The following is a 19,222-nucleotide window of genomic DNA, read 5'->3' as shown; positions in this document are numbered from 1 at the left end:
TATGAGCGAATTGATCCGAGTCGAAGACCTGCGCGTAGTCGCCTGTGGCGAGCGCGGTGAAACGGAAATCGTCAAAGGCGTGAGCTTCGCCCTGGAAAAAGGTGAAGTGCTGGCGTTGATCGGTGAGTCCGGCTCCGGCAAGACCACCATCGCTTTGGCGCTGCTGGGCTATGCGCGACGTGGCTGCCGGTTGTCCGGCGGCGTGGTGCAGGTCGGCGAGCACGACATGCTCGCCCTCAGCGAAAAGGAATTGCAGGGCCTGCGCGGCAACCGGGTTTCGTACATCGCGCAAAGCGCGGCGGCGGCGTTCAACCCGGCGAAGAAACTGATCGACCAAGTGGTGGAAGGCGCGTTGATTCATGGCCTGGGCACCCGCGCGGTGCTGGAGGCCAAAGCCATCCAGTTATTCCGCGACCTGGCGTTGCCGGACCCGGACCACATTGGCCAGCGCTACCCGCACCAAGTGTCGGGCGGGCAATTGCAACGGGTGATGGCGGCGATGGCGCTGATCAGCGATCCGTTGCTGGTGGTGCTCGATGAGCCGACCACCGCTCTTGACGTCACCACGCAGATTGACGTGTTGAGAGCCTTCAAACGCGTGGTCCGTGAGCGTGGGGCCACGGCGGTCTACGTGTCTCACGACTTGGCCGTGGTCGCGCAAATGGCCGATCAGATCGTCGTGCTCAACGGCGGCCAGATCTTCGAACAGAGCGCCACCGCGCCATTGCTCAAAGCCCCGTCTCACGAATACACCCGCAGCCTGTTGGCGGCGGCGCGGCCGGACACGACGATTCGTCCACCCTGCGGCATAGCAGAAGACACGCCCTTGCTGACCATCCAGGGCCTGACCGCCGGTTACGGCAACAAGAACATGCACGGCATGCCGGCGATTCGCGTGCTGGAAGACATCGACCTGACTGTGCGCCGAGGCCAGGCCATCGGCGTGATCGGTGAGTCCGGTTCCGGTAAATCGACCTTGGCCCGAGTGGTCGCGGGCTTGTTGACTCCGGCGCTCGGCGACTTGACCTTCGACGGCCAGCCGTTGGGCGGCTGCTTGTCCGAGCGCACCGACGAACAATTCCGTCGCATTCAGATGGTGTTCCAGAACGCCGACACCGCGCTCAACCCGATGCACAGCGTCAGCACCATTCTGAGCCGGCCGCTGAAGATGTATTTCGGCCTCAAGGGCGCCGCTTTGCGCGAACGCATTGGCGAGTTGCTGGACCTGGTGCGCTTGCCCCGGACCATGGCCGAACGGCGGCCGAATGAATTGTCCGGCGGGCAAAAACAACGGGTCAACCTGGCCCGGGCCCTGGCGGCGAAACCGGATTTGATCCTCTGCGATGAAGTGACGTCAGCGCTGGATACGGTGGTTGGCGCCGCGATTCTCGAACTGTTGCGCGACCTGCGGCAGGAACTGGGCGTTTCCTATCTGTTTATCAGCCACGACATCTCTACCGTTCGGGCGCTGTGCGACGACATTGTGGTGATGTACAGCGGCCACAAGATCCAGGCCGGCACTCGTCAATCGTTTGCCCAGGCGCCGTTCCATCCGTACACCGATTTGTTGATCCATTCGGTGCCGGAATTGCGTCAGGGCTGGCTGGAGAACTGCGGCACCACTTGTGCCGAGCTGCCGCCGATTGGCGCCAAGGCCAACGTGCCCGAGCTATGCACCTTCCTCAGTCGTTGCCCGGTGCGGGTCGATGGCTTGTGCAATCGCACCGCGCCGAGCCGTCGGATCATCGATGGCGGCAGTGAAATCCTCTGTCACCACGACAGCGCCGAGTTGCTGAAAACCCAGCAGGATGTGATCACCATGACCCACGGAGCCTACGCATGAGGGGACGTTTTGTGAGGCTGGCCGAGCAGGGCCGGCCGACTGTCAGTTTGACCGTGGACGGTGCCGCCATCGAGGCGATGCAGGGCGACACGCTGATGGTCGCGTTGCTGACCCAGGGCAATGCGTTGCGCCAGTCGGAGTTCGATTCGGGGCGGCGCGCCGGTTTTTGCCTGATGGGCGCGTGCCAGGATTGCTGGGTCTGGACCCGCAGCGGCGAGCGTTTGCGGGCGTGCTCCAATGAAGTCCGCGAAGGGCTGGACATCGTCACAACACAACCGGAGGCGACATGGCCACTGCACGGATAGTCATTGTTGGCGCCGGGCCGGCCGGTATTCGCTGTGCCGAGGCTTTGTTGGCGGCGGGTTTCAAACCGATTTTGATTGATGAAAATCGTCGGGACGGCGGGCAGATTTATCGGCGCCAGCCGGAAGGGTTTACCCGTAACTACGCGACGCTGTACGGCACCGAAGCGCACAAGGCTCGCGACCTGCACGACAGTTTTGATCGTCTGCGTGGCGCTATTGATTACCGCCCCGATACCCTGGTGTGGAACCTGACGCCGGGGCAATTGTGCTGCGTCAGCCAAGGCAAACACTCGACGGTGGATTACGACGCGCTGATCCTTTGCACCGGCGCCACCGACCGCTTGATGCCGATTGAAGGCTGGCAATTGGCGGGGACCTACAGCCTCGGTGGGGCGCAAATTGCGCTCAAGTCCCAGGCAGTTTCCATTGGCCACAGCGTGGTGTTCATGGGCAGCGGGCCGTTGCTGTACCTGGTCGCCAGTCAATATGTGAAGGCGGGTGCGACGGTGGCGGCAGTGCTCGATACCTCGCCGTTCAGCAAACGCATCGGTGCCTTGCCCAAACTGTTGGCGCGGCCCGGATTGCTGTTCACCGGAATGAAACTGTTGGCGCAGTTGTATCGGGCCAAGATTCCGGTGCACCTCGGCATTAAGCCGCTGCAAGTGCTGGGTGATGCGGCCAGCGGAGTCAGCGGCGTGCGGGTGCTGACGGCTCGCGGCGAGACGTTGAATGTGGATTGCGATGCCGTGGCGCTGGGTTATCACTTGCGCCCGGAAACCCAACTGGCGGACCTGGCCGGGTGCCGCATGCGCTTCGACGAGGCGTCCGGCCAATGGTGGCTGGCAGTGGATGAGGAAGGCCGGACCTCGGTCAGCGGCGTGTATGCCGCTGGCGACGGTTCGAAGATTCGCGGTGCCGACGCCGCCGAGCACGCCGGACGCCTGGTGGCCATGGCACTGCTGGAAGACCTGCAGCAACCGGTAAACGCCGGGTTGCGCGACGAACAACGCCAGGCCCTGGCGGTCATGGATCAGTTCCGCCTCGGTCTGGCCCAGGCGTTTCCCTGGCCAGCGGAACAAGCCAAAGCCTTGCCCGACAGCGCCATCGTTTGCCGTTGCGAGATGATCAGCGCTGGTGAACTGCGCCGTACCGTCAGCGAGAAGGGCGCCTGCGAAGTCAATCGGGCCAAGGCCTTCAGTCGGGTCGGCATGGGCCGTTGCCAGGGCCGTTATTGCTCCCAGGCCGGCGCGGAAGTGATTGCCGCAGCGGCGGGCGTCAGCGTGCAGCAAGTCGGCCGTCAACGCGGCCAGGCGCCGGTCAAACCCCTTTCGATGCTCACTGAAGAGGTGTCGCCATGACGGTTCAAAAAGCCGATGTGCTGATTGTCGGCGGCGGCCTGATGGGCTCGGCAGCGGCGTTTTTCCTGCGCCGGCGCGGGCAGTCGGTGATCCTGCTGGAACGTGACCAGATTGGTCAGTACGCCAGCGGCGTGAACTTCGGCAACGTGCGGCGGCAGGGGCGCTACCTCGGGCAACTGGCGTTGGCCAACCGCTCCTGGGCATTGTGGAAACGTTTGCCGGAACTGATCGACGATGATCTGGAATTCATCGCCAGCGGGCATATGCGCGTGTGTTATCGCGAAGATGAAATTGCCGAGCTGGAGGCCTACGCCGCTGCGCCAGAAGCTGCGCAACTGGACCTGAAGATTTATCGTGGAGACGAATTGCATCAGCGGTTTCCGTTCCTCGGGCCGGATGTGAAGGGCGGCTCTTATGCGCCTCACGACGGTCACGCCAATCCGCGTTTGGCGGCGCCGGCATTTGCCCGGGCGGCACGGCGTCTTGGCGCACAGATTGAAGAGCAGACCGAAGTGGCCGAGGTGCAGAAAGTCGGCGGCGAGTTCAGCGTGACGACCACGGACGGCCGTCAGTTCAGCGCCGCGCAACTGCTGATCACGGCCGGTGCGTGGGGGCAAAAACTCTCGGATCAGTTCGGCGAACCGGTGCCGCTGGATACTCACGGCCCGCAAATGGCGGTGACCGAACCGGTGCCTTACGCCTTGCCAACAGTGATCGGCGTCTACACCAAGATTCCCGAAGAAGTGATCTACTTCCGGCAGATTCCGCGCGGCAACATTGTTATCGGCGGTGGTTATCGCAGCAAACCGGACATGCTCAATCGCCGGGCCTACGTCGAGCCGCGCAGTATCCTCAATCAAATGGATCAAATGCGCCGCCTGTTGCCGGGTGTCGGCAACCTCAACATCATCCGCGTCTGGAGCGGCATCGAAGGCTACTTGCCAGACTCCTTGCCGATCATGGGCCCGAGTGGCACTGTCGACGGGTTGTTCTACGCGTTCGGCTTCTGCGGTCACGGCTTCCAGCTCGGCCCCGGCGTCGGCGACGTGATGGCCGAACTGATCAGCACCGGCAGCACCAGCACTTCGATTGAGCCGTTCTCCATTCGCCGGTTCGCCCATTTAGCCGAGCAACGGAGCAAGGCCTCATGAAACCCCGTGTACTGGATATTCTCAAACGCCTGATGGCCTTCGATACCGTGTCTTCGGAGTCGAACATGGCCCTGATTGAATACGTGCGCGACCTGCTGCTGAGCAAGGGCATCGAGTCGCTGATCGTCAAGGATGAAACCGGCAAGAAGGCCAACCTGTTCGCCAGCACTGGCCCGAAAGACCTGCCGGGGATTCTGTTGTCCGGCCACACCGACGTGGTGCCGGCGGCGGGGCAGGCCTGGACCGTGCCGCCGTTCCAGGCGACGGTGCAAGACGGCAAGATCTACGGGCGCGGCAGTTGCGACATGAAAGGCTTTATCGCATTGGCCATCGACGCCATGCTCGACGCCGCCGAGCATTCTCTGAGCCGACCGCTGCAACTGGCGCTGTCCCATGACGAAGAGACCGGGTGCGTCGGCGTGCGTCGTTTGCTTGATGTGCTGCACCTGACGCCGGTAAGGCCGTTTTTGTGCCTGATCGGTGAACCGACCAACATGCAATTCGTACTCGGGCACAAGGGCAAGGGCTCATACCGCACTTACTGTCGGGGCCTGGAGGCGCATTCGTCGTTGGCGCCGCGCTCGGTCAACGCCATCCACGTGGCCTGCGATTTCATCGCCGCGCTGCGCCAAAGCCAGCAGCAGCTTCAAGAACAGGGCGCCCAGGATGCCGACTACGACGTGCCTTACAGCACCGTGCATGTCGGGCAGATCGGCGGCGGCCGGGCGCTGAACATCGTGCCGAACCTGTGCACCCTGGACTTCGAAGTGCGCAACTTGCCGGCGGATAATCTGGAGCAGTTTCTGGAACAGATGCAGGAACGCGCGGAAATCATCGTGCGCGAGGCGCGGTTGCTGTCGAGCGTGGCGGCCATCGAGATCGAAACCCTCAATGTCTATCCCGGCCTCGATACGCATCCGAGCGTCGAAGCGGTGCGCTTCCTGAAAAACTTCGCCGCGCCGGATACCGGGACGGCGAAGGTTTCGTTTGGCACCGAAGGTGGGTTGTTCAAGCAACGCCTGGATGTGCCGGTGGTGGTCTGCGGGCCGGGCTCGATCGAACAGGCGCACAAGCCGGACGAGTTTATCGAGATCAGTCAGATGGAGGCCGGGGAGCGGTTTCTAGAGGGTTTGCTCGGTTCCCTGAAGTTGTAGAGATCAAATGTGGGAGCGGGCTTGCTCGCGAAGGCGGCCTAACATTCAACATCATCGTTGACTGAAACACCGCCTTCGCGAGCAAGCCCGCTCCCACAGGTTTTTTGTGTTTGTCTGATAGGCCACAAATCTGCTGTCCCGCCGCCAATTACAGCATCCGACACTGTCCTGAAATCGCTTTCAGCATCCTCATCCGCAGCACCTCCATAGACTTAAGCCTGTCTCGGATCAGGACTCGACCATGCTCAAGAATCGTTTGAAAGACCCCAGCCTTTTGGCAGAACTCGCGTATGTGGACGGGCAGTGGATCGGCGCCGACAACGCCGCGACCCTGGAGGTCATCGACCCGGCCAGCGGTCAGTTGCTCGCTCGCGTACCGGCCATGCAAGGCACGGAAACCCGGCGTGCCATCGAGGCCGCCGACGAAGCCTGGCCGGCCTGGCGCGCACGCCCGGCAGCCGAACGTGCGGCGCTGTTGGAGCACTGGTATCAGGCCATGCTCGACAACCTCGACGACCTGGCGCTGATCATGACCTGCGAACAGGGCAAACCGCTGAACGAAGCCAAAGGCGAAATCCGCTACGGCGCCGGTTTCGTCAAATGGTTCGCCGAAGAGGCCCGGCGGGTCTACGGCGAAACCATGCCGGCCCCCAGCGGCGACCGTCGATTGCTCACGCTCAAACAACCGGTGGGCGTCTGCGCCGCGATCACTCCGTGGAATTTCCCCAACGCCATGATCACCCGCAAGTGCGCACCGGCATTGGCCGCAGGTTGCCCGATCATCGTCAAACCGTCGGACCTGACGCCGCTGTCGGCCCTGGCCCTGGCGGTACTGGCTGAACGCGTCGGCATCCCGGCCGGGGTGTTCAACGTGTTGACCGGCATGCCCACCGGCATCGGCGAAGAGCTGACCGGCAACCCGACGGTGCGCAAGATTTCCTTCACGGGTTCCACCGCCGTGGGCCGCTTGCTGATGCGCCAGAGTGCCGAACACATCAAGCGCTTGAGCCTGGAACTCGGTGGGAACGCGCCATTTATCGTGTTCGACGACGCTGACCTTGAGCAGGCCGTGGCCGGGATCATGCTCAGCAAGTTTCGCAACGCCGGGCAAACCTGCGTCTGCGCCAATCGGATTCTGGTGCAGGACGGCATCTACGAACGCTTCGCTCAGCGTTTGGTGGAGGAGGTCGGCAAGCTCAAGGTCGGCAACGGCCTCGACGCCGACGTCACCATCGGTCCGCTGATCAACCCGGCTGCCGTGAGCAAGGTTGCCCGGCATATCGACGACGCCCTGAGCCAAGGCGCAACGCTGCTTTGCGGTGGCATTCCCGAGGGCGACAGTCAGTTCGTGCAACCCACGGTCCTCGGCGACACCCACGCCGGCATGTTGCTGGCCAACGAAGAAACCTTCGGCCCGGTCGCACCGCTGATGCGGTTTACCTCTGAGGCCGAAGCCCTCGCACTGGCCAACGCCACGCCTTACGGTCTGGGCGCCTACTATTTCACCCAGGACTTGCGCCGGTCGTGGCGTTTCGGCGAGGCGCTGGAGTTCGGCATGGTCGGCCTCAACACCGGGATCATTTCCATGGAAGTCGCGCCGTTTGGCGGCATCAAGCAATCCGGCCTGGGCCGTGAAGGCAGCAAGTACGGGCTGGATGAATACCTTGAAGTCAAAGCCTTCCACATCGGCGGGCTGTAATTCACAGACACTGGGGGAGGCACGTTGATGAGCAAGACATTCAGAATCGCTGCGATTGCCGGCGATGGCATCGGCAAGGAAGTGCTGCCGGAAGGGTTGTGCGTGCTGGAGCAGGCGGCGAAAAAATGGCAGCTCGATTTGAGCATCGAAGTGCTCGACTGGGCGCACTGCGATTACTACATGGAACACGGGCAGATGATGCCCGACGACTGGTTCGAACAGCTCAAGGGCTTCGATGCGATCTACTTCGGCGCCGTGGGCTGGCCGGACAAGGTGCCGGATCACATTTCCCTGTGGGGCTCGCTGCTGAAGTTTCGCCGCGACTTCGACCAGTACGTGAACATCCGCCCGGTGCGGCTGTTTCCCGGCGTGCCGTGCCCGTTGGCCGGACGCAAGCCGGGGGACATCGATTTTGTGGTGATCCGCGAGAACACCGAGGGTGAATATTCCTCGGTCGGCGGCAAGATGTTTGAAGGCACCGAGCATGAATTTGTGCTGCAAGAATCGGTGTTCACCCGTCGTGGCGTGGACCGGATTCTCAAATTCGCCTTCGACCTGGCCCAGACCCGACCGCGCAAGCGGCTGACGGCGGCAACCAAGTCCAACGGAATTTCCATCAGCATGCCGTACTGGGACGAGCGCACGGCGTTGATGGCGGCGAAGTACCCGGACATTACCTGGGACAAGCAACACATCGACATTCTTTGCGCGCGTTTCGTGCTGCAACCGGACCGGTTTGATGTGGTGGTGGCGTCGAACCTGTTTGGCGACATCCTTTCCGATCTGGGGCCGGCGTGTGCCGGGACCATCGGCATTGCGCCTTCGGCCAACCTTGATCCGGAGCGGCGGTTCCCGTCGTTGTTTGAGCCGGTGCACGGTTCGGCGCCGGATATTTATGGGCAGAACATTGCCAATCCGATTGCGATGATCTGGTCCGGGGCGTTGATGCTGGATTTCCTGGGCAATGGCGACGAGCGCTATCGCGCGGCGCATGATGGAATTTTACAGGCGATTGAGCGGGTGATTGCCGACGGGCCGATCACGCCGGATCTGGGCGGGAAGGGCTCGACGCAGGATGTAGGTAAGGCGATTGCTGATCGGCTTTGAGTGTGTGGGGCGGCTTGAGAATCACCCCTCACCCTAGCCCTCTCCCCAAAGGGGCGAGGGGACCGACCGAGTTGTTTATTTGAGCTACATCGACCTGAAAGTCCTGAGTCGAACTCGGGTCTGAAAAGCATGAAGATCGGCGCCCTTTCCCTCTCTCCCCATTGGGGAGAGGGCTGGGGTGAGGGGACCGACCGAGTTGTTTATTTGAGCTACATCGACCTGAAAGTCCTGAGTCGACCTCGGGTCTGAAAAGCATGAAGATCGGCTCCCTTTCCCTCTCTCCCCATTGGGGAGAGGGCTGGGGTGAGGGGACCGACCGAGTTGTTTATTTGAGCTACATCGACCTGAAAATCCTGAGTCGAACTCGGGTCTGAAAAGCATGAAGATCGGCTCCCTTTCCCCCTCTCCCCATTGGGGAGAGGGCTGGGGTGAGGGGGTGGTTTGGCAGACACCCAACACAGCAAGTCGTACGCGCTCAATACCCCTGTTGTCGGTCGATCTTGCCCTCCATCGATTGGCCCCGCTCAAACCGCCGAATATTCTCCAACAACACCCCAAACGCACTCTCCGGCTGGGTCATCGCGGCAATATGCGGTGTCAGCAGAATCTGCGGGTGTCCCCAGAACGGATGCTCCGCCGGCGCCGGTTCCTGCTGCAGCACATCCAGTACCGCGCCGCTGAGCTGCCCGTTGTCCAGCGCTTCCAGCAGATCGCCTTCCACCAGATGCCCACCCCGACCCATATTGATCAGCGCCGCACCCCGAGGCAGTTGCCGGAACAGTTCACGATCCAGAATCCCCCGGGTCTGTTCAGTCAGCGGCAGCACGCACAACAGAATGTCGCATTGGCTGAGAAACGCCGGCAGTTGCTCATTGCCTGCATAACAATCCACGCCATCAATCCCATGCGCACTGCGTGCCCAGCCTTTCAGCGCAAATCCTAACGGCTGCAATGTCGCCAGAATCTGTTGCGCCTGAGTGCCGAGCCCCATTACGCCGACCCGACGCTTGCTCGCCGGTTGCAGCAAGTGCGCCTGCCAACACCGCGCCATCTGTTGTTGCCGATAACGCAGCATGTCCCGATGCAGGCTCAACACGGCAAAACTCGCGTACTCGCACATGCCACGGGTGATGCCAGGATCGAGCAACCGCACCACCGGCAAACTCGCCGGTATACGGCTGAGGTCCAGTTGATCGACCCCGGCAGACAGCGCGAACAACACCTTCAGGTTCGGTAACAACGTTTGCAGATCATCCGGTGCCTGCCACGCGGCCAGGTATTCAATCTGCGAAGGATCGCCAATATCCGGCCAGGCGCGCCATTCGATATCCGGGGCGTGTTCGGCAAACAGCGCTTGCCACTGTTCGCCGCGCACAGGGTCAGCTTTATACAGCAGGGCCATGGGCAATTCCTGAAAGGGTGAAGGTGCTTTCATCATCGCCCAATGCCAGCGCAGGATCTGTCGAAAGCGCCGGGTTAAACGCGCGGCACCATGCTGTATCGGCCAGTCGACGGCAGATTCGGCGGGCTGAAGGAATCTGCCGTTTGGCAGGGTGAAAACAGTCGATCCGAATTTCTCAGGGGCCAAGTTCGGCGTAGTTCGTTTCGCCCAGGCCTTAACCTGAACACCATCGCAACCACCTCCCGGTTGCCGGACTCACGATGGGAAATGCCATGAATAGCAAAGTCGATGAAACCCCTCATTTGCTCCGTCAGCGCGATCAATTCGTGCCGCGTGGCCTGGTCACCGCTCACCCGTTGGTGATAGATCGCGCCCAAGGTGCCGAGTTGTGGGATGTGGACGGCAAGCGCTACCTGGATTTTGTCGGCGGCATCGGTGTGTTGAACATCGGCCACAACCACCCGAAAGTGGTGGCGGCGGTACAGGCGCAATTGCAAAAGGTGTCCCACGCGTGTTTCCAGGTGGTTGCCTACAAACCTTATCTGGATCTGGCCCAGCGCCTGTGTGAAATGATCGGCGGTAAGGAAGCCTATAAAGCGGCGTTCTTCACCTCCGGCGCCGAGGCTGTGGAGAACGCGGTGAAGATCGCCCGGGCCCACACCAGCCGTTCGGCGGTGATTGCCTTTCGTGGCGGTTTCCATGGTCGCACCTTGCTCGGCACCACGCTGACCGGCATGAGCCAGCCGTACAAACAGAACTTCGGACCGTTCGCGCCGGAGGTGTTTCACACGCCGTATCCGAATGCCTATCGCGGCGTCACCAGCGACATGGCGCTCAAGGCACTGGACGAATTGCTCGCCACTCAAGTGGCACCGGAGCGGGTCGCTGCGATCATCATCGAGCCGGTGCAGGGCGACGGTGGTTTCCTCTCGGCGCCGGTAGCGTTCCTCAAAGGCCTGCGCGCCTTGACTGAGAAACACGGCATCGTGCTGATTCTCGACGAAATCCAGACCGGTTTCGGCCGCACCGGCAAATGGTTCGGTTTTCAGCACGCCGGTATCCAGCCGGACCTGGTGACGGTTGCCAAGAGTCTGGCCGGTGGCTTGCCGCTGTCGGGGGTAGTCGGCAAAGCCGCGATCATGGACGCGCCGCTGCCCGGTGGCCTGGGCGGCACCTATGGCGGCAACGCGTTGTCATGCGCGGCGGCACTCGCGGTGATTGATGCCTTCGAGGAAGAACAGTTGCTGGCGCGGGGCGAAGTGTTAGGCGAGCGTTTGCGTCAGGGATTGCTGCGCTTGCAGAGCCGTCACCCGCAAATCGGCGATGTGCGCGGCGTCGGCTTCATGCTGGCGATTGAGCTGATCAAACCGGATGAGGCTCGCACGCCGGACGCCGACCTCAATCAGCGGCTGATCGATGAAGCGCGCAAGGGCGGTCTATTGGTGATCAAGTGCGGCGTGTATCGCAACGTCCTGCGTTTCCTTGCGCCATTGGTGGCCACTGAAGCCCAGGTCGACGAAGCGCTGCAGATTCTCGAAACCGCTTTGGCACGCGTCTTGAACTGAGCTTCTGCAGGCGTGGGGCGCTGCTGCAAGGCATCGCCCGTGAGCCGTTATGGAGCATGGAGGGATGGAATGCATCATCGGAGGCTTTGCACACCATGGGGCTGACTGAATATCGAGCGCTGCTCATCGATTGCGATGAAGTCCTGGTCGATCGCGACTCGGGGGTCTGGGCGGCATTGCAACCGCTACTCGACACCCGGGGCGGGCACCCGGACAAGGAACAGGTGCTGGCCGAATATGGTGAGGTGGTGCGCGCACTGTATCCGCGCTTCGGTGAGCTAGGCTTCAGTGGACTGCTGTGTTTCGCCCATCGCCAGTTGGCCGAGCGCTGGGGCCTGAAAGCCAGTTGGGAGGAGGGCATGAGCTTCGCCCGTTCGGTGGCCGGCTGGTCGCTGTTCGAGGACGCGCCGGGTGCGATGTTGTACCTGCGCAAGTTCTATCGGCTGCTGGTGCAGGGCGATCGTGATGCCGAGGATCGCGGGTTACTGTGTGAACGTCTGGGGATCATGCCCGATGACTTTATCTCGCTGGCCAGCGATCCGTTGCAAGATGCGGACTGGCTGCAGGCCAATGCGTTCAAGCCCGGCGAGATCCTGCAAGTGACCCGGCCGTCTGCCAGTCGACAGGCGAGTCGCGATGTGTGCCTGATTTGTCGTGGCCGGGTCAAACACCCGACGCCTTGCGCGGCGGATTACTGCATCAACAGCATGGCGGATCTGGTGGCTCAGCATCAGCTGTCTTTACGGCGCTGATTTTGCTAGAAGATTGTCTTACAAACGGCAGTCAAGAGGTACGCAATGGAAGGTTTAGTAAAACTGGACCGAATCGACATCAGCATCCTGGTTGAGTTGCAAAAGGATGGGCGCATGACCAACGTCAGCCTCGCCGATGCCGTGGGATTATCGGCCAGCCCCTGCCTGCAACGGGTCAAGCGACTGGAATCGGCCGGGTACATTTCCAGCTACAAGGCGCACCTGAACCTGGCGAAAATCACCGATTCGGTGACGGTCTTCACCGAAATCACCCTCAGCGACCACAAACGCGAAGACTTCGCCAAGTTCGAATCCAACATTCGCCTGGTGGACGAAGTGCTCGAATGCCATTTGATCAGCGGTGGCTACGATTACCTCGTGCGCTTCATGACCCGCAGCATCCAGCATTACCAGGAAGTGATCGAAAGCCTGCTCGACAAAAACATCGGCATCTCCAAGTACTTCAGCTACATCGTCATCAAGTCGCCTGTGCTCAAGGACGGCGTGCCGTTGCGCAAGTTGTTACGGCACTGATAGGCGCAATTCCCAACCCGACACAAATCCCCCTGTGGGAGCGGGCTTGCTCGCGAAGGCGGAGTGTCAGTCGATATTTGCATTGACTGAGACACCGCCTTCGCGAGCAGGCTCGCTCCCACAATTGTTTCGCGGAGTCGCAATGCACCGCGTTTGGACACGAGTCCGCGAGAATCCCCCAACCCGCCTCATCCTGGCGCAAGCCGCATAAACCGCTGTTTCCCCCTGCAAAAACAGTTGCCGATAGCCCCACACGCATTGATTTCGAAACAACGCGCAAAAGTCTTCGCGCTGTAATGCGTACAGAGAGAGGGGCGCGGTTTATGAAGTCGCTGATTTCGGGAGGATGAAGCGTCGGCAGTACATCGCGGAATAACACCAATCGGAGCCAAAAAAATGCGAATGAGCAACGCAAAAGCACTGTTGGGTTACGGCATCTTCCTGCTGGCTGGCAGCAGCGAAGCGCATCAGATCTGGTACGAACAGCCGCCCGGGCAACCGTTGGCGTTGTACTACGGGGAATACGACAAAAACATGCTGGAAGTGACGCCGGGCGGGATGGACCGGTTTCAGCAGCTCAAGGGATGGTCGCTTGGCAACAATTCGAAACCATTGAATCTGACGTTGCAGCGTCAGGCTTTTTCGGTGGCCCATCAGGCCAGGAGCGATGACTCCCTGCTGGCCCAGGACCCGCATTATCCGATCTTCGACCTGCATGAAGCGGACAAGGCGCTGAAAACCTACTGGACGCCGGCAACCCGCTGGGTCGGCGATTTACGCGCGCGCACCCCGGAACTGACCCTGGACATCGTGCCTACCGGCCTCGTTGACGGGAACAAGGCGCAGTTCCAAGTGTACTATTCGCAAAAACCGCTGGCGGATCAGGACGTTATGCTGGAAACCGGTTCCGGTGAAGTCTTTACCCGGCGCACCGATGCGACGGGCAAGGTCAGCTTCGAGTTGCCCTGGCAGGGGACGTATGTGGTGGCCGTCGAATACAAGGACCGCACGCCCGGTGAGCGGGTCAGTCCGCAAGGCAAGATCGAGCCGTACGACCTGAAGAGCTTCAGTTCGACGCTGTCGTTCTATCGCGCTCAGGGCAAGCCGCCGTTGCCCAGGGCTCCGTCGCAACTGCCAGCCTCCGAAGTCGCCCGGTTGAAGAAACAGGCCTGATCCATCCTTACAGGAATTATTGATATGTCCCATTCTTCAGGATTGGCCGGGCAGGCGGGAAGTATTTCCCCAGCGCTCGCCACCCCCGCTGTGAAAGCCAACATCCGCATGCTGGCGATCGATGCCCTGCGCGGTTTCGTCATGCTGTTGATGCTGATCGACCACGTGCGCGAAACCTTTCTGCTGCACCGTCAGGTCACCGACCCGATCGATGCCCTGAGCGTGACGCCAGACTTGTACTTCACCCGCATGCTCAGCGAAATCTGCGCCCCGGTATTTATCTTCCTCACGGGTCTGTCGGCCTGGCTCTACAGCCAGAAACACACCGCCAGCGAAACCTCGGTCTTCCTGCTCAAGCGCGGGTTCTTTCTGGTGTTTCTGGAAATCACCTTCGTCTGCTTCGCCTGGAACGCCGAGTTCCCGCCCAAGACGCTGTGGTTGCAAGTGATCTGGTGCATCGGCATCTGCATGATCGTGCTGGCCGGGTTGCTGCACTTCAAACGCAGCTGGTTGATCGTGCTGGGGCTGGCCATCGTTGCCGGGCATAACCTATTCGATAACGTCGTCGTCGGACCGGAATCGCCATTCTATGTGCCGTGGTCGATCCTGCATCAGAAGGTGTTTATCGACATCACCGAATTCACCCGGGCCCGCACCACGTATCCGGTGCTGCCGTGGATTGGCGTGATCCTGTTGGGCTGGGCCATCGGGCCGTGGTTCGGCAAGGACATGGACCCGGCGGAGCGGATTTCCCGCTTGGTCAAACTCGGCGTCGGCCTGCTGGTGGCGTTCGTGTTCATCCGCTACTTGAACGTCTATGGCGAGAAGCCTTGGGTGCAAACCGGTGACTCGCTGCGCACCTTCATGAGCTTTATGAGCGCGAAGAAATACCCGCCGTCGCTGATGTTCCTGATGCCGACCCTCGGTCTGGGGCTGCTTCTGCTGGCATTGTTCGAGAAGTTGCAGGATCGCTGGTCCACCGCGACGCTGGCTATCTACGGCGGGGCGCCGATGTTCTTCTATTTGCTGCACCTTTACGTACTCAAGGCCATGTACCTGGTGGCCGTCGCGATCTGGGGCGCCAATCAGGGCGCGTACTACGGCTTCGATAACCTGCCGACCGTGTGGCTGTGGAGCGTGATCCTCGGGGTGTTGCTGTTTTTCCCGACGCGCTGGTTCGCCAGCCTCAAGCAACGCCGTCGCGACATCGCGATCCTCAAATACCTCTGAGGTGCCCAAGGGCGTTCCTCCGATGGGAGGGACGCGTTGCAAAGCCCGAATTCCGTGGAGTTGCCCTGTGAAAACCCTATCGACACATACCCTGCTATTGGCATTGGGCGGGCAATCGCTGTTCGCCCTGGCTTCAGAGCAAGACAACGCAAAAGGCTTTATCGAGGACAGTCAGTGGAACCTGCTCAACCGCAGCGTCTACGACCGCCGCGATTACGAACACGGTGCGCTGAGTAACGGTGCACGCAATGCCTACAAACCCCGCGCCCAGCGCAGCGACCTCGCCGAGGAATGGGCCTACGGCCTGATGGCCGATTTCACCTCCGGCTACACACGCGGCACCGTAGGCTTCGGCCTCGACGCTCACGCCTATTCCGGCTGGAAACTGGACAGCGGAGGCGGGCGGGCCGGCAAGGCGCGGTTGCTCGGCGTGGATAACGACGGTCACCCCAAGGATGAATTCAGTCGCGCGGGGGCCGTGGCTAAACTGCGCTTTTCTTCAACCGAACTGCGTTACGGCGAGCAGAGGGTGAAAACTCCGGTGTTCGGCTCATCCGATAGCCGCCTACTGCCGGAAACCGCCACTGGTTGGCTACTGACCAGCCGCGAATTGCCCGCCACCACGCTCTACGGCGGACACTTCAACGAAAGCACCGACCGCAACGCCACCAGCCATGACCAGGGATTTGTAGTCAATTACTCCAATGGCAAACAGGGCGACCGCTTTGATCTGGTGGGCGTACGCAACACCGCGCTCAAAGGGTTGAACGCCAGCCTGTTCAGTGCGGTCTACGCCGACACCTGGCGTCAGCACTATCTGGGCGCGGTCTACACCCAGCCGTTGGCGGATGGGCAGGACCTGACCTTCGACCTCAATCTTTATCGCACCCAGGACACCGGCAAAGCCTTGTCCGGCCGGATCGATAACACCACCTGGAGTTTTCTGACGACCTATAAGGCTGGTTCCCACAGCTTTGGTCTGGGTTATCAGAAAGTCGACGGCGATACGCCCTACGACTACGTCACCCGAGGTGCTATCTATTTGAGCAACGCCGTGGCCCTGTCCGACTTCAATGCGCCGCAGGAGGCCTCCTGGCAGGCGCGCTACGACCTGAACCTGGCCGGCTACGGCATCCCCGGCCTGACCTTCGGCGCATTGTATGTGCGCGGCAGCGGCATCGACGGCAGCCACATGGACCCGAGCGGCGGTTACAAATGGCTCGGTTACGGGCAGGGCGGCAAGCACTGGGAACGGGATCTGCAGGCCAAATACGTGGTGCAATCCGGCGCGGCGAAAAACCTGGCGTTTACCTTGCGTCATGCAGTGCATCGTGGGAATGCAGCGCAGGCGGAGCTGGATGCCAATCAGATTCGGTTGGCGGTGGAGTATCCGCTGGGTGGGAAATTCTGAGAGAACAAACGGCGCCAGGGGCGAACGCGGTACGTTCAGCCCGGTAGAAATTTTTTTGAAATCAAGGGGTTGCCAGCTTCGGGAAATCAGTACATAATTCACGCCATCGAAAGCACTGACCGCTGAAAAAGCTCAATGTTTTCAAAGAGTTAGAGAATGATTCGATTATGTCTCGAAGCTCAGCGTTTGTATGCATTTGGTGTCGTGCTACTGACATCAGATGTTTGAGGCCGAGTAGCAAAATGGTTATGCAGCGGATTGCAAATCCGCCTACGCCGGTTCGATTCCGACCTCGGCCTCCACTTTAAACGAGCTCCGTAGATCCTTGATCTACGGAGCTTTTTTATTTTCGCCGCCCTGCAAGATTTAGTCTTGAAAAGGGCATCTGCGAACTTGCTTCACAGGGGAGGGATGTATATATTTCCACCTCTGCTGCACAAGCGTCAGAGACTGCCAGATGTTTATCCGGCAACCTTCAGACCGCTTCACCGCGCTACCGCCCGAATGGCGAAACTGGTAGACGCATGGGACTTAAAATCCCCCGCTCGTAAGGGCGTGCCGGTTCGATTCCGGCTTCGGGCACCATCTAAAATCAAGGGTTTGCGAGCGAAAGCTAATGCAAACCCTTGTTTGTTTCCGGGCCGTTATTTTGGAGCGGGACTGCAATTCTGCGGTTCAGTTGCTCCAGCATTGAATAACCCACTCCCGACGTGAAGCCATTTTTCAGCCCCCGGTCCTGCTACGCTTTGAATGCCTCGAATGGAGTCGGGCGTCATCTAAAGGTAATGCGCTGGACTGTCGAGGTTGCGGATGTGAAAGGCCGAATGGTGGGTGCCGCCATCACCCTGGTGGTGATTGGTGTTACGACTCAAGCATTGATGGAGTGGAAGGCTGTCGAAAGCCAACGACGTATTGAGGCGTGCAAAGCTGCACAGCAGCATATGACAACCCTGGAAATTCAAACGCGAGCGATGGCTGTTGGTCTGTCTGTCGAAGGTTATGCTGACGCCGAGAAGGCGGAAGCAGGCAAACTCATCAAGGCCCTGGATGCCGCGAATAATGAAGCGGAAGTTGAAACCGTCATCAATGCGCATGCGGCAGAGCTGGAGTCGCAGGACGCCGCGGTCGATGCCGAAGTAAAAAACCAGGGCAGCCAGCTTTTTCTCGAGCAGCAGCTCAAAAAACAGCGAATATCCCCGGATATCAGGCAGGAAATCAACCGTGCCGAGAAAGCCGTCGCTGACGCCTGCGCTTAGCTTTTTCGAGCTGTAAATTATTTTAAATCAAGGGTTTGCGAGCGAAAGCTGATGCAAGCCCTTGTTTATTTTCAATCCGCTATTTTGTTAGGCATTACCAGTGATCGGCCTCTATGAATCATTTCAGTGAGTCCGGGCTCAACTGATCCAGAAGCATTGGCTTCTCAGTGGTGACAAGACCGGAGGGGTGGAGGCATGACATCTGTCGACGATTTCAGGATCAAATCACATGAGCTTCTTGTGGATCTCGATGCTGCAACTTCGGAAATGATGAAGCTGATCTCATCCCGGTCCGTGTCTGGACCGATCTGGGAGGAAGCCGTCAAGCGTCAGCACGACGCCTATGTGCAATGGAATGCCTTTATCAATAGTCGCGACGGAAGCAATCCACCCGATACCCCGCCAGTCGCCTGAACAGACCGGAACGGGCACCGTTGCGGATCGCTAATGGAAATGCACTGTGTCAGCTAAACAAACGGCTGCCCTCTGAATCCTCGCGGCAGTCTTTGCATTCCCGCCATCGCGGTCAGGCGCTGAACCCACTCTGCACGCCAGTCATTGGCGGTATGAGTGATCTTGGCCTTGCGCGCTGCGCGCCTTGCCGCATTGCGTTCGTCCTTTCGAGCATCCTTGAACGCATCGGTGTTGCGGCAGCTTCTACATTTGACCTGGGCAAGTATTTTGCTAGAAACCAGTTTTTTGCCTGTATGACCGCAGGCCAGATGCCCGCCGACTTTAAAGTGAGTGACCATTGGGACGTCTCCTTCGTGACGTGTGATCGTTTGACCTCCAGCCGTTGGCAGCGTTCGTTGGTGGACCCAGGGGCAAAAAAATGGCCCGCATGCGGGCGGGCCAAGGGATTCTTCAAAGGAGTGATTCCACAGTAGGGCGTCGCTTGTGAACAGGATGTGAAAACATTGGCGCAAAAAAAAGCCCAGCGCCAAGCCGGGTTGCGGGTGTGGAAGGAGGCTATCAGGCAGGCAGGGTCTCGGTGACAACGTTGTCGCCGTTCATGCTTCCTGAATCAGGCCTGTCCTTGAGTCGAATGATTATCTGAACCGTGGCAGTGGCGGTTCGACGGGGTGAAGCGAAGACAGCGTGCTGCGAATCAGCGGTGCGTCTTTCTCGATGTCGTTCAGCCGGTCACGAATTTTCAGGGCCGTCGGATGCCCGCCTTGATGATCGACCCAGTCGGCAATTTCCTTACAAGCGGCCGCGAGGCGAGCCTGACGGGAGTCAAGCAGGGTGAGCAGGGTGGTGATGGACTCTTTTTCGGACATGA

The 19,222-nt window shown here is 60.2% G+C and carries 18 protein-coding genes and 2 tRNA genes; 17 read left to right on the top strand and 3 right to left on the bottom strand.

What is annotated here, in order from left to right; all coding sequences use genetic code 11:
* Position 1 precedes the first annotated feature (1 nt).
* From HB680_RS21790 to HB680_RS21760, 7 genes are all read left to right on the top strand, one after another.
* Positions 2-1,843 carry an ABC transporter ATP-binding protein gene (locus HB680_RS21790; protein WP_213940560.1) on the top strand — a complete coding sequence of 614 codons (1,842 nt, stop codon included), beginning with the start codon at positions 2-4 and terminating at the stop codon, positions 1,841-1,843.
* Positions 1,840-2,148, top strand: coding sequence for a (2Fe-2S)-binding protein (locus HB680_RS21785; protein WP_213940559.1), 309 nt, complete (start codon positions 1,840-1,842; stop codon positions 2,146-2,148). Before HB680_RS21790 ends, HB680_RS21785 begins: the two co-directional genes overlap by 4 nt.
* Entirely contained in the window at positions 2,130-3,506 is a 1,377-nt protein-coding gene (locus HB680_RS21780) for an FAD-dependent oxidoreductase (RefSeq protein WP_213940557.1), read from the top strand. The genes HB680_RS21785 and HB680_RS21780 overlap by 19 nt, the downstream gene beginning before the upstream one ends.
* Entirely contained in the window at positions 3,503-4,657 is a 1,155-nt protein-coding gene (locus HB680_RS21775; RefSeq protein WP_213940556.1) for an FAD-binding oxidoreductase, read from the top strand. Before HB680_RS21780 ends, HB680_RS21775 begins: the two co-directional genes overlap by 4 nt.
* Positions 4,654-5,811, top strand: a complete 1,158-nt coding sequence (argE, locus tag HB680_RS21770) for an acetylornithine deacetylase (RefSeq protein WP_213940555.1) — start codon at positions 4,654-4,656, stop codon at positions 5,809-5,811. Before HB680_RS21775 ends, argE begins: the two co-directional genes overlap by 4 nt.
* 241 nt (positions 5,812-6,052) lie before the next feature.
* Complete coding sequence (locus HB680_RS21765; RefSeq protein ID WP_213940554.1) at positions 6,053-7,510, top strand: NAD-dependent succinate-semialdehyde dehydrogenase; 1,458 nt, start codon at positions 6,053-6,055, stop codon at positions 7,508-7,510.
* Positions 7,511-7,537: 27 nt separating this feature from the next.
* On the top strand, positions 7,538-8,617 hold the full coding sequence (locus tag HB680_RS21760; protein ID WP_213940553.1) for a tartrate dehydrogenase: 1,080 nt from the start codon (positions 7,538-7,540) through the stop codon (positions 8,615-8,617).
* A 475-nt stretch (positions 8,618-9,092) separates the two neighbouring features.
* Here HB680_RS21760 and HB680_RS21755 read toward each other — a convergent pair whose 3' ends face one another.
* On the bottom strand, positions 9,093-10,019 hold the full coding sequence (locus HB680_RS21755) for a glyoxylate/hydroxypyruvate reductase A (protein ID WP_213940552.1): 927 nt from the start codon (positions 10,017-10,019) through the stop codon (positions 9,093-9,095).
* A 272-nt stretch (positions 10,020-10,291) separates the two neighbouring features.
* On the opposite strand from HB680_RS21755, the gene gabT reads away from it, so the two are divergent.
* From gabT to HB680_RS21705, 10 genes are all read left to right on the top strand, one after another.
* Positions 10,292-11,584, top strand: a complete 1,293-nt coding sequence (gene gabT, locus HB680_RS21750; protein WP_213940551.1) for a 4-aminobutyrate--2-oxoglutarate transaminase — start codon at positions 10,292-10,294, stop codon at positions 11,582-11,584.
* Between the two features lie 95 nt (positions 11,585-11,679).
* Positions 11,680-12,336, top strand: coding sequence for a 2-haloalkanoic acid dehalogenase (locus HB680_RS21745; RefSeq protein WP_213940550.1), 657 nt, complete (start codon positions 11,680-11,682; stop codon positions 12,334-12,336).
* Between the two features lie 45 nt (positions 12,337-12,381).
* Positions 12,382-12,870: an Lrp/AsnC family transcriptional regulator gene (locus tag HB680_RS21740; protein ID WP_008055821.1), complete on the top strand. Its 489-nt coding sequence runs from the start codon at positions 12,382-12,384 to the stop codon at positions 12,868-12,870.
* 402 nt (positions 12,871-13,272) lie between these two features.
* On the top strand, positions 13,273-14,043 hold the full coding sequence (locus HB680_RS21735) for a DUF4198 domain-containing protein (protein WP_256735599.1): 771 nt from the start codon (positions 13,273-13,275) through the stop codon (positions 14,041-14,043).
* 24 nt (positions 14,044-14,067) lie between these two features.
* Entirely contained in the window at positions 14,068-15,273 is a 1,206-nt protein-coding gene (locus tag HB680_RS21730; RefSeq protein ID WP_213940548.1) for a heparan-alpha-glucosaminide N-acetyltransferase domain-containing protein, read from the top strand.
* A gap of 67 nt (positions 15,274-15,340) precedes the next feature.
* The gene (locus tag HB680_RS21725; RefSeq protein ID WP_213940547.1) at positions 15,341-16,684 is read left to right on the top strand and encodes an OprD family outer membrane porin; all 1,344 of its coding nucleotides are present in this window, start codon (positions 15,341-15,343) and stop codon (positions 16,682-16,684) included.
* 228 nt (positions 16,685-16,912) lie between these two features.
* Positions 16,913-16,986, top strand: a tRNA-Cys gene (locus HB680_RS21720).
* Positions 16,987-17,182: 196 nt separating this feature from the next.
* Positions 17,183-17,269 (top strand) — tRNA-Leu (locus tag HB680_RS21715).
* Between the two features lie 200 nt (positions 17,270-17,469).
* The gene (locus HB680_RS21710; RefSeq protein ID WP_256735597.1) at positions 17,470-17,940 is read left to right on the top strand and encodes a hypothetical protein; all 471 of its coding nucleotides are present in this window, start codon (positions 17,470-17,472) and stop codon (positions 17,938-17,940) included.
* Between the two features lie 195 nt (positions 17,941-18,135).
* Positions 18,136-18,354, top strand: a complete 219-nt coding sequence (locus HB680_RS21705) for a hypothetical protein (protein ID WP_213940546.1) — start codon at positions 18,136-18,138, stop codon at positions 18,352-18,354.
* A 53-nt stretch (positions 18,355-18,407) separates the two neighbouring features.
* Here HB680_RS21705 and HB680_RS21700 read toward each other — a convergent pair whose 3' ends face one another.
* On the bottom strand, positions 18,408-18,692 hold the full coding sequence (locus HB680_RS21700) for a hypothetical protein (protein ID WP_213940545.1): 285 nt from the start codon (positions 18,690-18,692) through the stop codon (positions 18,408-18,410).
* A gap of 297 nt (positions 18,693-18,989) precedes the next feature.
* Complete coding sequence (locus HB680_RS21695) at positions 18,990-19,220, bottom strand: hypothetical protein (protein WP_133836423.1); 231 nt, start codon at positions 19,218-19,220, stop codon at positions 18,990-18,992.
* Positions 19,221-19,222: the final 2 nt, after the last annotated feature.

It is taken from the genome of Pseudomonas sp. dw_612 (assembly GCF_018449725.1).
Lineage (GTDB): Bacteria > Pseudomonadota > Gammaproteobacteria > Pseudomonadales > Pseudomonadaceae > Aquipseudomonas.
Note: the sequence above shows the minus strand (reverse complement) of the source record. Positions and strands in the feature narration are given on the sequence as shown.